The organism is Kitasatospora sp. NPDC056327 (genome assembly GCF_042261735.1).
GTDB lineage: Bacteria > Actinomycetota > Actinomycetes > Streptomycetales > Streptomycetaceae > Kitasatospora.
In genome coordinates this window covers 1-14,207 of the sequence record NZ_JBHJRC010000192.1, presented here as the reverse complement: position 1 = coordinate 14,207, position 14,207 = coordinate 1, and the positions used below count along the sequence as shown (strand labels likewise).

At 72.6% G+C, this 14,207-nt stretch carries 11 protein-coding genes; 6 read left to right on the top strand and 5 right to left on the bottom strand.

All coding sequences use genetic code 11. The annotated features are described in order from the left end of the window. Window positions 1-551: 551 nt before the first annotated feature. The 5 genes from ACFCX4_RS24705 to polA form a co-directional block, all read right to left on the bottom strand. Window positions 552-797 (bottom strand): hypothetical protein, encoded by a 246-nt coding sequence (locus ACFCX4_RS24705; RefSeq protein ID WP_376146200.1) that lies wholly within the window; start codon window positions 795-797, stop codon window positions 552-554. Between the two features lie 263 nt (window positions 798-1,060). Then, complete coding sequence (locus ACFCX4_RS24700) at window positions 1,061-2,239, bottom strand: DUF3103 family protein (RefSeq protein WP_376146197.1); 1,179 nt, start codon at window positions 2,237-2,239, stop codon at window positions 1,061-1,063. 181 nt (window positions 2,240-2,420) lie between these two features. After that, window positions 2,421-3,176 (bottom strand): hypothetical protein, encoded by a 756-nt coding sequence (locus ACFCX4_RS24695; RefSeq protein WP_376146194.1) that lies wholly within the window; start codon window positions 3,174-3,176, stop codon window positions 2,421-2,423. A 321-nt stretch (window positions 3,177-3,497) separates the two neighbouring features. After that, window positions 3,498-4,190 (bottom strand): hypothetical protein, encoded by a 693-nt coding sequence (locus ACFCX4_RS24690; protein WP_376146191.1) that lies wholly within the window; start codon window positions 4,188-4,190, stop codon window positions 3,498-3,500. An 88-nt stretch (window positions 4,191-4,278) separates the two neighbouring features. Next, complete coding sequence (gene polA, locus ACFCX4_RS24685) at window positions 4,279-6,963, bottom strand: DNA polymerase I (protein ID WP_376146214.1); 2,685 nt, start codon at window positions 6,961-6,963, stop codon at window positions 4,279-4,281. 377 nt (window positions 6,964-7,340) lie between these two features. On the opposite strand from polA, the gene ACFCX4_RS24680 reads away from it, so the two are divergent. The 6 genes from ACFCX4_RS24680 to ACFCX4_RS24655 all read left to right on the top strand — a co-directional run bounded on the left by ACFCX4_RS24680 (window position 7,341) and on the right by ACFCX4_RS24655 (window position 14,129). Further along, a complete protein-coding gene (locus ACFCX4_RS24680) occupies window positions 7,341-7,754 on the top strand; it encodes a PaaI family thioesterase (RefSeq protein ID WP_376146211.1) in 414 nt (137 codons plus the stop codon). 556 nt (window positions 7,755-8,310) lie between these two features. Beyond that, window positions 8,311-9,543 (top strand): branched-chain amino acid ABC transporter substrate-binding protein, encoded by a 1,233-nt coding sequence (locus tag ACFCX4_RS24675; protein ID WP_376146188.1) that lies wholly within the window; start codon window positions 8,311-8,313, stop codon window positions 9,541-9,543. Window positions 9,544-9,696: 153 nt separating this feature from the next. Beyond that, on the top strand, window positions 9,697-10,626 hold the full coding sequence (locus ACFCX4_RS24670) for a branched-chain amino acid ABC transporter permease (RefSeq protein WP_376146185.1): 930 nt from the start codon (window positions 9,697-9,699) through the stop codon (window positions 10,624-10,626). Between the two features lie 5 nt (window positions 10,627-10,631). Continuing rightward, a complete protein-coding gene (locus tag ACFCX4_RS24665; protein ID WP_376146182.1) occupies window positions 10,632-12,566 on the top strand; it encodes a branched-chain amino acid ABC transporter permease in 1,935 nt (644 codons plus the stop codon). A gap of 7 nt (window positions 12,567-12,573) precedes the next feature. After that, on the top strand, window positions 12,574-13,416 hold the full coding sequence (locus ACFCX4_RS24660) for an ABC transporter ATP-binding protein (RefSeq protein ID WP_376146179.1): 843 nt from the start codon (window positions 12,574-12,576) through the stop codon (window positions 13,414-13,416). Next, on the top strand, window positions 13,413-14,129 hold the full coding sequence (locus ACFCX4_RS24655; protein WP_376146176.1) for an ABC transporter ATP-binding protein: 717 nt from the start codon (window positions 13,413-13,415) through the stop codon (window positions 14,127-14,129). Before ACFCX4_RS24660 ends, ACFCX4_RS24655 begins: the two co-directional genes overlap by 4 nt. Window positions 14,130-14,207 lie beyond the last annotated feature (78 nt).

Sequence of the window (14,207 nt, the reverse complement as noted above, 5' to 3'; positions counted from 1 at the left end):
TATTTATCGGCCCACCACGTTTATAAAAAATATTAACTTCGCGGGCTGCGTCTTTTGTTTTTATTACACACCCCGGCCCCCGCGGGTGGTAGGGCGCCCCCCCCGATTACCCACGCAGCCCCCGCCCGAACCCCGGACCCACTCCACCCGGGAGGACACATGTCGCAGACACCCGCACCCCGGGGGACCAGCAGGACGCGGCCCCGTCCGGCCACCGCCACGCTCCCGGCGTCCACGCCCGTCATCGGCCCCGGACTCACCCGAGGGCTGTCCCGCAATTGATCTTCGAGTGGTGCGCAGGAAGTCGGCCGCACCGACTTCCTGCGCACCGTGCGCCCGGGCCCGGGTGGAGGCCCACCAGGTCGGCGGGGCTGCGGCGGTGCAACCCGGCGACTCGTGCAGCGGGCGGCCCGGCTTCGAGGCGGTGAGGGTGGCCGGGTGGTCCGCCGCACGGGCGAGGGCTCCGAGCATGACGGGCCGGCCCACGCCGTGGGACCGGAGGGCGGGCGAGGCGGCGGTCCAGTAGTGGCCGTCGGCCACCGCGCACACGCTCACTCCCGCACCACGCCGTCGACCGAACCGACGAACACGTCCACGCCCGGCCGTTCGATCGGTTCCGGCGGAAAGGGCTCACCGGGGCGGTAGGGCTCGAAGCCCTCGACAACGGCCCGGCCGGCCGGAGGAACTCCGGGCAGGCGCACCAGGACCGGCATCTGCCAGGAGCGCCGGCCCGGGCGCCCCCGGTCCGTCGGGCTGAGCGGATCCCCGACGAGTACCGGTTCGCCGATCCCGGCCATCTCCCCGGATCGGGGCCGGACTCCTGAACCAGGACCCGCAGGCCCGCCCGCTCGTCGCCGACGACGAATCTGCGGCGCCGGATCATCTCGTGGTGGCGGCCACGGCCGGTCGCGGCCCGAAGGGCGGAGCGGTCGGCTGGCGTGTGATGTTCCGTCAGCAGCTCGACCGTGGTCGGGACTTTCGGCCGCCACGCGGGTTGATCATCCAACCGCCGGCCGGGCCGGCACGGCACCCTGCCGCCGCGCCGACCCGGCCGGAACGGTCAGAGCTGGCCGACCCAGTACGGCTCGACGGTCATCCAGCCGTTGCCCCGGGCACCGTTGAGGTGGCCGGTGCTGGTGCGCGCGAGGGTGTACCAGGACTCCACGTAGTCCGGGTCGTCGGTCCACCAGTTGGTGGGCAGCGCGGCCAGGACGGCGTTGACCAGCGGGATGTAGGCGCCCTGGTCGGCGACGGTGAGCAGGACGGCGGCGATCGCCTGGGCGAGGGCCAGGTAGTTGGTGTCGCCGTCGTCCTCCATCAGCACGACGTCGGCCAGGTTGTACTTGTAGTTCGACCAGTTCACCAGGATCTGGTTGGGGTAGTACACGGTGCCGTCGTACTGGAGGTACGGCATGGAGACCGGGTCGACCCGGACCTTGCCGTCCTGGCCGAAACCGCTGACCAGGCTGAACATCTCGGCGGCACCCTTGAACCAGGGCTCCTCGTCGTCGTTCACCCGGATCGAGGTGATCTTGGTGCCCCACCAGCCCGCGGTGGCGGCCTGGGCGGTGGGCGCGGCCGTACCGGGGGCCTGGGCGCCGGGGGCCGACGGGGCGATGCCGCGGGCCGCCAGCTCCCGGCGCAGCAGATCGGTCCCGGCCGCCAGCGCCTTGGCGGTGTCGACGTCCACCAGGTAGACCGGGCGGGCGGGCAGCGTGGCGGCGTTCAGGGCGTGCGCCCGGCCGGCGGTGTCGTAGGCGCGGACGGTGCGGGCGTGCTCGTCGGTGCCGGCGGTGGCCACCAGCGGTGCGGCGCCGGCGTCCAGGGCGGCCCGCATCGACGGGTCGGCCAACTGCACGCGCAGCAGCGGGCCCAGGTCGTCGCGGAGGCCCTTGGCGGCGGCGACACCGCGGTCCGCACGCTCGGCCGCGGCGGCGAGCCCACGGGCGGTGGTGCCGGTCAGACCGGCGGCCAGCGGGGCGAGTTCGGCGGGGGCGGCGGCGGTCGCGGTGCGCAGCCTCTCGCGCAGGGCGGGGTCGGCGAGGGAGGCGGCCAGGGTACGGGCGATCCCGTCCTCGATCGCGGTCACCGGGGAGGCGGCCGCGCGGACGGCGGGAACGGAGGCGGAGGCGGAGGAAGGGGCGGGGGCGGGGGCGGCCACGGCCTGGCCCGCGCCGAGCGCGAGCAGGGGCAGTGCCGTCAGCGCGACAACGGCGCGCCGCAGGCGGGACTGGGACATGAGGGGATCTCCGGACTCGTCGGATGAGGCGGCGGAGCAGCGGGGCGGGTGGTGCCGCGCCCATGATCAAAGGCGTCGGCGCCATGACAAGTGAAGAGGGTCCCTGACCCGATATCAACCCCCGCGGTGCGCAGCCGCCTTCGCGACGACAGCACGGATGCCCGGCCGGGGCGGTCGGCCGCTACCCCGGCCCCCGCCGCCCGTCCGCCGGCTTCCCGTCCGCCGGCGTGGCCTCCGCAGGCGCGGCCTCCACCGGGCCCGCGTCCGCCGGCACCGCCTCCGCCGGGGCCGCACCGGCCGGCGCCGGGCCGGGCACGCGCACCGGCGGCCTCCCGAGCCGCCGGGCGTACCGGGTGGTCCGGAGGCCGACCGGCACACCGGCGGGCGCCAGCAGGTCGCCGAGCTGCCGGACGAGCTCCCGCGGGTCCCCCGGGACGTCCTGGGCGGACAGCGACGCCCTACGGCGACCGGCGGCCGACACCGTGAAGGTCTCCGCGCGCGGCCGCGGGTCCCCGTCCACGGGCTCCTGGACCCGGTGCACCACCTCCAGCCCGCCGAGCTCCGCCACCGGGCGCCACCGTCCCGTCCGGCCCAGCCGTACGAAGCGCATCCGCACCGGTGCGTGCGGCGGCGAAAGCTCCAGGCGGCAGGGCCGGGTGAGGCTGCTCCCGCAGACCAGGAGGGCGCAGACCAGCAGTTCCAGCAGCAGCAGCGCCCCGACCAGCGCGACCGCTCCCCCGGTGCCGAGCCCCAGGGCCTCGTGGGCGACCACCCCGGCCAGCGCTCCCGACGGCAGCAGGATCACCTGGGGGCCCAGGACCGACGGCACCAGCTCCCGGCCCAGGTCCCCGGCGGCCTCGCGCACCCGGTCCCGGCCGGTGCCGAGCACCAGCACGGCCGACTCCGGTCCCACCCGCACGGTCACCCGCTCCGTCACGGGCCCAGCGTAGGGCAGCCACGCCGGGCACAGCAGCCCTCCGGACGGCGGTGGCGGGTACCGGCTCCTGGGGAGGGCGTCCGCGTCCCGTGGGGCACCGTCGGCGGGCCGCAGACCCCGTGGCGGACGGGAATGCGCCCCGACCCGCCCCGACCCGGTGTCAACCCTGCGGAGCCACCCCGACGGAGCGCAGGGACCGGCGGGCCCGCACGGACGGCGGAGGACGCGGGAGCCCGACGCGCACCCGGCCCCGAACCCGCCCCCGGATCCATCCCCGAGCCCACCTGCGGAGCTCACCCCGCGGACCTCACCACCCGGACCTCACCCCCCGCCGGAGAAGCCACCGGAGTTCGCCGAGCCCGAGCCGCCGTACGTCCAGCCCCCGCCGGCCGACGGGGGCGGCGGCTTCGGGCGGACACGGCGTTCGGTTCGGCGCTGGACGGGGACACCGGCCGGGCCGAGCAGTTCCTCCAGGGAGCGCTGGAGCGCGTCGGCGTCGGTGCCCTTCGGCGCCCGGTGGGAGTGGCCGTCGTCGCCGTCCGCGGTGACCACCGTGATGTCGAGGGTGCGGACGGCCGGCGCGAGGTCGCCCTCGTAGGGCTCCTCCACGTCCTCGTCCAGCCGGATCCGCAGCAGGCCGGAGATCGGCGCCCAGGCACCGACGCGGGCGCCCCGGACGAAGCGCAGTTCGGTCGGCCCACCGACCGGGGCGAACTGCACCCGGTGGACCGACTGCAGCTCGCCGACCGCGACGAACGGCCACAGCAGCAGCCCGACGGCGAGCCACAGCACCCCGCAGAAGGTCACCGCGCCGACGAAGGTGGCGCCGTTGATCACCGCGACCACCACGATCACGGCCCCGACCGGCAGGAAGAGCAGGCATGCGGCCAGCAGGAAGGCGAGCAGGCGCAGCGCCAGGAGCGCGAAGGCGGGCCAGGAGCCCCCGCCCGGTTCGAGAACGAGGTCGACCGTGGTGCCGTCACGGCCGCGGCGGAGCACCTCATCGGCAGGCATACCCGTCAGGGTAGGACCGCCGCCCGGCGCCGAGAAGGCCCCGGGCGGCTCCTCCTCGGAGCTCCGCCCGGGGCCGGCCGACGTCGCGTCAGTGCGCGGCGGCCTCCCAGTTCGCGCCGACGCCGACCGACACGTCGAGCGGGGCGCGCAGCGGGTAGGCGCCGGCCATCTGCTCGCGGACGATCGCCTCGACCGGCTCGCGCTCGCCCGGGGCCAGCTCCAGCACGATTTCGTCGTGCACCTGGAGCAGCATCCGGGACGTCAGCCCGGCCTCCCGCAGCCGCTCGTCGACCCGGAGCATGGCGATCTTGACGATGTCGGCGGCCGAGCCCTGGATCGGGGCGTTGAGGGCCATCCGCTCGGCCATCTCGCGGCGCTGGCGGTTGTCGCTGTTGAGGTCCGGCAGGTAGCGGCGGCGACCGAGCAGGGTCTCGGTGTAGCCGGTGGCCCGGGCCTCCTCGACGACCCGGTGCAGGTAGTCCCGCACCCCGCCGAAGCGCTCGAAGTAGGTGTCCATGAGGCCCTGCGCCTCGGCCGGCTTGATGCCGAGCTGCTGGGAGAGCCCGTACGCGGAGAGGCCGTAGGCGAGGCCGTAGGACATCGCCTTGATCTTGCGGCGCATCTCGGCGTCGACCGAGCCGCCGGGCACCTCGAAGACCTGCGAGGCGACGGTGGTGTGGAGGTCCTCGCCGGTGGCGAAGGCCTCGATCAGCGCCTCGTCCTCGGACAGGTGGGCCATGATCCGCAGTTCGATCTGCGAGTAGTCGGCGGTCAGCAGCGCCTCGTAGCCCTCGCCGACGACGAAGGCGCGGCGGATCATCCGGCCCTCCTCGGTGCGGACCGGGATGTTCTGCAGGTTCGGGTCCTGCGAGGAGAGCCGGCCGGTGGCGGCGACCATCTGGTTGAAGGTGGTGTGGATGCGGCCGGCCGGCGAGACCGTCTTGAGCAGGCCCTCGACGGTGGTCCGCAGCTTGGCCTGGTCGCGGTGGCGAAGCAGGATGACCGGCAGCTCGTTGTCGGTCTGGGTGGCGAGCCAGGTGAGCGCGTCGGCGTCGGTGGTGTACCCGGTCTTGATCTTCTTGGTCCTGGGCAGGGCCAGCTCGCCGAAGAGGATCTCCTGGAGCTGCTTGGGCGAGCCGAGGTTGAACTCGTGGCCGACGGCGGCGTGCGCCTCCTCGACGACCCGCTGGATCTCCGCGGCGAACTGCGACTCCAGGCCGGTCAGCCAGCCGCGGTCGGCGGCGATGCCGGTGCGCTCCATGCGGGCGAGCAGCGCGGCGATCGGCAGCTCCATGTCCCGGAGCAGTCCGGTGGCACCGACCTCGGCGAGGCGGGTGTCGAAGAGCGCGGCGAGGTCGAGGACGGCACGGGCCTGGAGCATCAGGGCCTGGGCGCCGGCCTGCGGGTCCTCCTCCGGGGCGTCGAAGGCGAGCTGGCCGGACTCGGCGGCCGGGGCCGGGGCGAGCGAGCGGGCCAGGTACTCCTCGGCGAGCACCTCCAGGGTGAAGGTGCGCCGGCCGGGCTTCTCCAGGTAGGCGGCCAGGGCGGTGTCGGCGACGACGCCGCCGACGGTCCAGCCGCGCTCGGCGAAGGCCCGCATGACCTGCTTGGCGATGTGCAGGGCCTTGGGGGCGGCCGGGTCGGCCAGCCAGCCGGCGAAGGCGCGCTCGTCCTCCTCGGCGAGCAGCGCCGGGTCGAACCAGGCGGCGTCCTCCCCGGCGGCCAGCGCGACCTCGGTGACCTCGCCGCTGCCGAGCGCCCACTGGTAGACGGCGGCCAGCGCGACCGTGGTCTTGCCGTCGGAGGCGTGCCGCTCCAGCCAGTCGGCCAGGGTGCCCGGGTCGGTGAGGAGTTCGCCGTCGACCTCGACGCCGGGGGCGAGCTCGGCGGCCTCCGGCTCGGCGGCGGCCGGGTCGATGCCGTGGACGCGGTCGCGGAAGTTGGCGTTGCGGAACTCCAGCGACTCCATGAGCGCGGTGACGGCCGGGGCGTCGAACGGCGCCCGGGCCAGGTCCTCGACGCCGAGCGGGAGTTCGACGTCGCGGACCAGTTCGGTCAGGACGCGGTTGCGCCGGACCGAGTCGAGGTGCTCGCGCAGCTTCTCGCCGATCTTGCCCTTGACCTCGTCGGCGCGGGCGATCAGCTCGTCGAAGGAGCCGAACTGGTTGACCCACTTGGCGGCGGTCTTCTCGCCGACGCCCGGGATGCCGGGCAGGTTGTCGGACGGGTCGCCGCGCAGGGCGGCGAGGTCCGGGTACTGCCGGGGGGTGACGCCGTACTTCTCGGCGACCTTCTCCGGGGTGTAGCGGGTGAGCTCGGAGACGCCCTTGGTCGGGTAGAGCACGGTGATGTGCTCGGTGACCAGCTGGAGGGAGTCGCGGTCGCCGGTGACGATGTCGACGTCGAAGCCGGCCGCCTCGGCGGCGGTGGCCAGGGTGGCGATGATGTCGTCGGCCTCGAAGCCCTCGGCGGTCAGCCGCGGCACGTGCATGGCGTCGAGCAGCTCGCCGATCAGGCCCACCTGGCTGCGGAACTCGTCCGGCGTCTTGGCCCGGTTGGCCTTGTAGTCGGGGAACTCGACCGACCGGAAGGTCTGCCGGGAGAGGTCGAAGGCGACCGCGAGGTGGGTGGGCGCCTCGTCCCGGACGGTGTTGGCGAGCATCGACGCGAAGCCGTACACCGCGTTGGTGGGCTGGCCGGTGGAGGTGTTGAAGTTCTCCACGGGCAGTGCGTAGAACGCCCGGTAGGCCATGGAGTGCCCGTCGAGCAGCATCAGGCGGGGCCGCGACCCGGCTCCGCCGCCACCCGCCGCGCCCTTGTCCGTACTCTGCGTAGCCACGTCAACGTCCGTTCCTGCCGATTCCACTACCGGCCACCGATCCTAGGGCCCGCCACCGACAAAAGGGGCACGGCCGGGGCGGGCGCCCCTCCGGCACGCCCGCGCCCCGGGCGCCGCACCCGCCTCCCCCGGCCGGCACCTCTACCGCCGAGTAGGACGGTCGTACGATCACAGGCAGCACGACGACGCGACCCCCGAGCGGCAGGAGCTCCCCCATGACCGATCCGGCCCCCGGCCCGGCCCCGACCGGCGCAGGACCGTCCCCCGCCGCCGACGCGGCCCCGGCGCCCCTCCTCGACGTCCCCCCGGAGATGCTGGACCACTTCGCCCGGCTGGGCGTGGACCCGGCCACCTTCTCGGGCGGCCGGCTCGGCGACAAGCTCGGCATCCGGATCGTCGAGGCCTCCGGCGACCGGGTCGTCGGCACCATGCCGGTGGACGGCAACCAGCAGCCGTACGGACTGCTGCACGGCGGCGCCTCGGCGGCGCTGGCGGAGACGCTCGGCTCGGTCGGCGCGATGCTGCACGCCGGCCCGGGCCGCTACGCGGTCGGCGTGGACCTGAACGCCACCCACCACCGCTCGGCCACCTCCGGTCTGGTCACCGGCGTGGCGACCGCGGTCTTCAAGGGCCGCACCGCCGCGACCTACGAGATCGCGATCACCGACGACACCGGCAAACGGGTCACCAGCTGCCGTCTCACCTGCATGCTGCGCGACCTCTGACCCGATCCTCCGTCAAATCCCTTGCCCGCCCCCTTGTTTGACCTTCGACCGCCCTGGGCAGTCGTTGGTCTGGACAAGGGGGCGGCGGCATGTTCGGGTCCGCATGGGGGCGCTCGCAGCAATGTAACGGTGCGTAACAAGTAGGAAATCCGAACATCTGCCCACTTCAGGGGGTCGATCACCCTGAAAACGGTCGGTCGGATGGTTCGATGTTCGCTATTCGGACGCACACGCCCGACTTCAAGACCCCGGACGGTCACGTCCGACTATCGGTGAGGCCAGGAGTAACCTGCCCTTCTACGCCTTACATTGGGCGAGTTGGGCGCGGAACCCCAGGTACCGCCGGATCGGTCGAGCCGGAACGACCACATGGTGAGACGACTTCTCCGTGTGCTCATAACAAGAGAATCACAGCCTGGCCGCACCACTGCCCGAGCCGCCAACCGGCATCTAGAGTCACGGCCAGTCACCGCGCCATCGGAATGGGCCAGGCCCACCGCGCATCCAGGCTCCCGCCGTTCAGGCGCGGCGCCCTCCTGAACCGAAGGGGACCCTCGTGCGTCATCGTTCAGCAGTTGTCGTGAGCATTGCCGTGATCGGCGCCCTCACCCTCACCGCGTGCGGTTCCCGCGACGACAAGAAGTCCGGGGACAGCGGCAAGGGCGGCGGCTCCACCACCGTCGTCATCGGCGTCGACGCCCCGCTCACCGGCGACCTCTCCGCCCTCGGCCTGGGCATCCGCAACTCCGTCGAGCTCGCGGTCAAGCAGGCCAACGAGAAGAACGAGGTCCCCGGCGTCAAGTTCGAGATCAAGGCCCTCGACGACACCGGCAAGCCCGCCCCCGGCCAGCAGAACGCCACCCAGCTGGTCGGCGACAAGAACGTCATCGGCGTCGTCGGCCCGCTCAACTCCAGCGTGGCGCAGTCGATGCAGCAGATCTTCAACGACGCCAACCTCGTCCAGATCTCCCCCGCCAACACCGGCGTCGCCCTCAGCCAGGGCGAGAAGTGGGCCAGCGGCGAGAAGTCCCGCCCGTTCAAGAGCTACTTCCGCACCGCCACCACCGACGCCGTCCAGGGGCCCTTCGCGGCCAACTACCTGACCAAGGACGCCAAGAAGACCAAGGTCTTCCTCATCGACGACCAGAAGACCTACGGCGCCGGCCTCGCCGCCACCTTCAAGGGCCAGTTCCTCAAGAACGGCGGCCAGATCGTCGGGGAGGAGCACGTCAACCCCGACGACCGCGACTTCTCGGCCATCGTCACCAAGGTCAGGTCCTCCGGCGCCGAGGCGGTCTACTACGGCGGCGAGTACCCCGCCGCCGGCCCGCTCTCCCTCCAGCTCAAGGACGCCGGCGTCAACATCCCGCTGATGGGCGGCGACGGCATCCAGAGCGGCGACTTCCTGAAGCTCAACCCCAAGGGCCAGGGCGACCTCGCCACCGCCGTCGGCCTGCCGGTCGAGCAGCTCCCGACCGCCGCCAAGTTCATCGCCGACTACAAGACCGCCGGCTTCAAGGACGCCTACGAGACCTACGGCGGCTACTCCTACGACAGCGCCTGGGCCGTCATCCAGGGCGTCAAGGCCGTCGTCGCCGGCAACAACGGCAAGCTGCCCGACAGCCCCCGCGCCAAGGTCGTCGAGGCCGTCCAGAAGGTCTCCTTCGAGGGCGTCACCGGCAAGGTCTCCTTCGACGAGTTCGGTGACACCACCAACAAGCAGCTCACCGTCTACACCGTCAAGGACGGCAAGTGGGCCGTGGAGAAGTCCGGCACCTTCACCGGCTGATCCCGCCAGCACGGAACGGCGGGACCGGCCCTGCGCCTCAGACCCGCCGGAGCACGCCGGAACCACCGCGCGCGGGGGCGCCACGAGTGCCCCCGCGCGCACCCACATCCACCACCCACGCGGACACCCCATACGCACAACGGAGGCCCAGCGGTGCACGACCTACCGCAGCAGCTGGCCAACGGCCTGATCCTCGGCGCCCTCTACGGGCTCGTCGCGATCGGCTACACGATGGTCTACGGCATCGTCCAGCTCATCAACTTCGCCCACGGCGAGATCGTCATGGTCGGCGGCTTCGGCGCCCTGACCGCCTACCTCGCCCTCCCGGGCGGCACCACCCTGTGGCTGGCCCTACCGCTGATGCTGGTCGCCGGCATCCTGGTCTCCACCCTCACCGCCGTCGCCGCCGAACGCTTCGCCTACCGGCCGCTGCGCTCGGCACCCCGGCTCGCCCCGCTGATCACCGCGATCGGCCTGTCCATCCTGCTGCAGCAGCTGGTCTTCTCCTTCTACCCGGACGCCAAGAAGGCCCGGGTCTTCCCGAAGATCCCCGGCGACCCCTTCGAGATCGGCTCCGTCGCCATCCAGCGCAGCGACCTCTTCCTCATCATCGCCGCGCCGCTCTGCATGCTCGCCCTCGGCTGGTTCGTCACCCGCACCCGCTCCGGCCGCGCCATGCAGGCCACCAGCCAGGACCCCGACACCGCCAAGCTGATGGGCATCGACACCGACCGGATCATCGTCATGGCCTTCGCCATCGGTGCCGCGTTCGCCGCCGTCGCCGCCGTCGCCTACGGCCTGCGCAGCGGCCAGGTCGACTTCCGGATGGGCTTCCTGCTCGGCCTCAAGGCCTTCACCGCCGCCGTCCTCGGCGGCATCGGCAACATCTATGGCGCCATGCTCGGCGGCATCACCCTGGGCCTCGCCGAGGCCCTCGCCACCGGCTACATCCAGCACCTGCCCGGCATGGACCTCTTCGGAGGCGGCGCCTGGAAGGACGTCTGGGCCTTCGTACTCCTCATCGTCGTCCTGCTCGTCCGGCCCCAGGGCCTGCTCGGCGAGCGCGTCGCGGACAGGGCGTGAGCACCATGACCACCAGCAGCACCGAGACCACCCCGGTCCTCGCCCTCCCCGGCCGCACCGCGGCCCTGCTCACCGGTGCCGGCGCCCTCGCCACCGCCGCCGCGGCCCTGATGCCCTGGACCTGGACCTCCGAGTACCCGGGCGACCTCACCTTCTACGGCTCCCCCGCCGGCCTGCAGTGGCTCGCGCTCACCGCCGGACTGCTGACCCTCGTCCTCCTGCTCGGCACCCAGGGCGTCCCCGGCCTGCGCTGGGCCGCGCCCGGCGGCAGCAACAACGCCGTCGTGTTCGCGGCCACCGGCGGCCTCGCCGTCGGCTGGTTCTCGGTGGTCTCCATCTCCACCGACCTCGGCGGCGTCGCCAACCTCGAACCCGGCGGCTGGATCCTCGCCGCGGGCTCCCTGCTGGCCCTCGCCGGCTCCCTCGGCCTGCCGCTCGACCGGCGCACCGCCGTCCCGCTGCGGATCCTCGACCGGCGGCTCTTCCTGCTCGTCCCGATCGCCCCGGTGGTCTGGTTCGCCACCCACGCGATCCCCGAGGACAAGCCCGTCGCCCCCGTCCTCACCGCGATCGCCGGCGGCGCCGCGATAGCCGCCGGCGCCGTCCTGCTCGTCCAGCTCGGCCACCTCGCCAACACCTGGCTGCGGCTCGGCACCGTCCACCGGCCGCTGCCCACCCCCCGCGAACTGCCCTCCTGGGCCGAGGTCGGACTGATCGTCGTCGCCTTCGCGGCCGGCCTGTTCGCCATCACCTTCGGCATCGACACCGAGTACGGCGAGCTCTTCACCGGCTACCTGCTGCTCGCCGCGGCCGCGGTCGCCGCCCTCGGCCGGTCCGGCCTGCTGCCCCGGCTGCGCGCCCTGACCGTCAAGTACCAGGCCGTCACCACCGGCGCCGCCTTCGCAGCCGCCGCCAGCTTCCCGTTCACCCAGTCCAGCGACCAGTACACCTCGGTCGCCACCAACATCCTGATCTTCGCCACCGTCGCCCTCGGCCTCAACATCGTCGTCGGCCTCGCCGGACTCCTCGACCTCGGCTACGTCGCCTTCCTCGGCGTCGGCGCCTACAGCGCCGCCCTGGTCTCCGGCTCCCCCGCCTCGCCGATCCACGTCCAGTTCCCGTTCTGGGCGGCCGTGCTCACCGGCGCCGTCGTCTCGATGGTCTTCGGCGTCGTCATCGGCGCCCCCACCCTGCGGCTGCGCGGCGACTACCTCGCCATCGTCACCCTCGGGTTCGGCGAGATCTTCCGCATCACCATGCTCAACCTCAACGGCACCACCGGCCCCAAGATCACCAACGGTTCCAACGGCATCCCGCGGATCCCCGACCTGGAGATCCTCGGCTGGAACCTCGGCAAGCCCACCACCGTCCTCGGCGTCGAACTCGGCCGGTTCTCCAACTACTACCTGCTGATGCTGGTCGTCACCGCCTTCGTCGTCCTGGTCTTCGCCCGGGTCGGCAACAGCCGGATCGGCCGCGCCTGGGTCGCCATCCGCGAGGACGAGACCGCCGCCGAGGCCATGGGCATCAACGGCTTCCGCCTCAAGCTCCTCGCCTTCGCGCTCGGCGCCTGCCTGGCGGGCCTCGCCGGCACCGTCCAGGCCCACGTCAGCTACACCGTCACGCCCGACCAGTACACCTTCGCCGAAGCGCTGCCGCCCAACTCCGCCTTCCTGCTCGCCGCCGTCATCCTCGGCGGCATGGGCACCATCAGCGGCCCGCTGGCCGGCGCGACCCTCCTCTTCCTCATCCCGAAGAAGCTGGAGTTCCTGGCCGACTACCAGCTGCTCGCCTTCGGCATCGCCCTCATCGTCCTCATGCGGGTCCGCCCCGAGGGCCTCATCCCCAACCGGCGCCGGCAGCTCGAATTCCACGAGGCCGCCACCGTCCCGGCCCGGTCCACCGGCGACGACGTCGCCCTCACCAAGGCAGGGGCGTGACCCCCAGATGACCACCACCGACGCCCCCGCCCCCGCCGGCACCGCCCCCGGCCCCGCCGAACCCCTCCTCGACGTCTCCGGCGTCACCATGCGGTTCGGCGGCCTCACCGCCGTCAACAGCGTCTCGCTCACCGTCGGCCGCGGCGAGATCATCGGCCTCATCGGCCCCAACGGCGCCGGCAAGACCACCTTCTTCAACTGCCTCACCGGCCTCTACGTCCCCACCGAGGGCACCGTCACCTACCGCGGCACCGTCCTGCCGCCCAAGCCCCACCTGGTCACCCAGGCCGGCATCGCCCGCACCTTCCAGAACATCCGGCTCTTCGCCAACATGACCGTCCTGGAGAACGTCCAGGTGGGCCGGCACAGCCGGATGCACCAGGGCCTGCTCTCCGCCGTCCTGCGCGGGCCCGGCTACCGCCGCTCCGAGGCCGAGAGCCGCGAGAAGGCCATGGAACTCCTGGAGTTCACCGGCCTCGCCCGCAAGGCCGACCACCTCGCCCGCAACCTCCCGTACGGCGAGCAGCGCAAGCTGGAGATCGCCCGCGCGCTCGCCTCCGACCCCGGCCTGCTGCTCCTCGACGAGCCCACCGCAGGCATGAACCCCCAGGAGACCCGCGCCGCCGAGGAACTCGTCTTCGCCATCCGCGACCGGGGCGTCTCCGTCCTCGTCATCGAGCACGACATGCGCTTCATCTTCAACCTCTGCGACCGCACCGCGGTGCTCGTCCAGGGCCAGAAGATCGTCGAGGGCGACCGCGAGACCGTCCAGAACGACGAACGCGTCATCACCGCCTACCTCGGCGCCCCGCTCGAAGGCACCGCCCCCGTTACGGAGACCGACCAGTGACCGCACTCCTCGACGTCCAGGACCTCCGCGTCGCCTACGGCAAGATCGAAGCCGTCAAGGGCATCAGCTTCACCGTCAACCAGGGCGAGGTCACCACCCTGATCGGCACCAACGGCGCCGGCAAGACCACCACCCTGCGCACCCTGTCCGGTCTGCTCAAGCCCACCGCCGGCAGCATCACCTTCGACGGCCAGGCGCTCGCCACCGTCCCCGCCCACAGGATCGTCGCCCTCGGCCTCGCCCACTCCCCCGAGGGCCGGCACATCTTCCCGCGCATGACGATCGAGGAGAACCTGCTCCTCGGCGCCTTCCTGCGCAACGACACCGACGGCATCGCCCGGGACGTCGAACGGGCCTACGGCCTCTTCCCGATCCTCGGCGAACGCCGCAGGCAGGCCGCCGGCACGCTCTCCGGCGGCGAGCAGCAGATGCTCGCCATGGGGCGGGCCCTGATGTCCCGTCCCAAGCTGCTGATGCTCGACGAGCCCTCGATGGGCCTCTCCCCGCTGATGATGCAGAAGATCATGGCGACCATCGTCGAGCTCAAGGCCGACGGCACGACGATCCTGCTGGTCGAGCAGAACGCCCAGGCCGCGCTGTCGCTCTCCGACCGCGGCTACGTGATGGAGACCGGCAGCATCGTCCTCCAGGGCACCGGCGCCGACCTCCTGCACGACGAGTCCGTCCGCAAGGCCTACCTCGGCGAGGACTGACCCCACACACGCATGCGGCCCCGCACCGGTCATCACCGGTACGGGGCCGCACGCACAGTCCGCGCGGAGCCGCGCTAC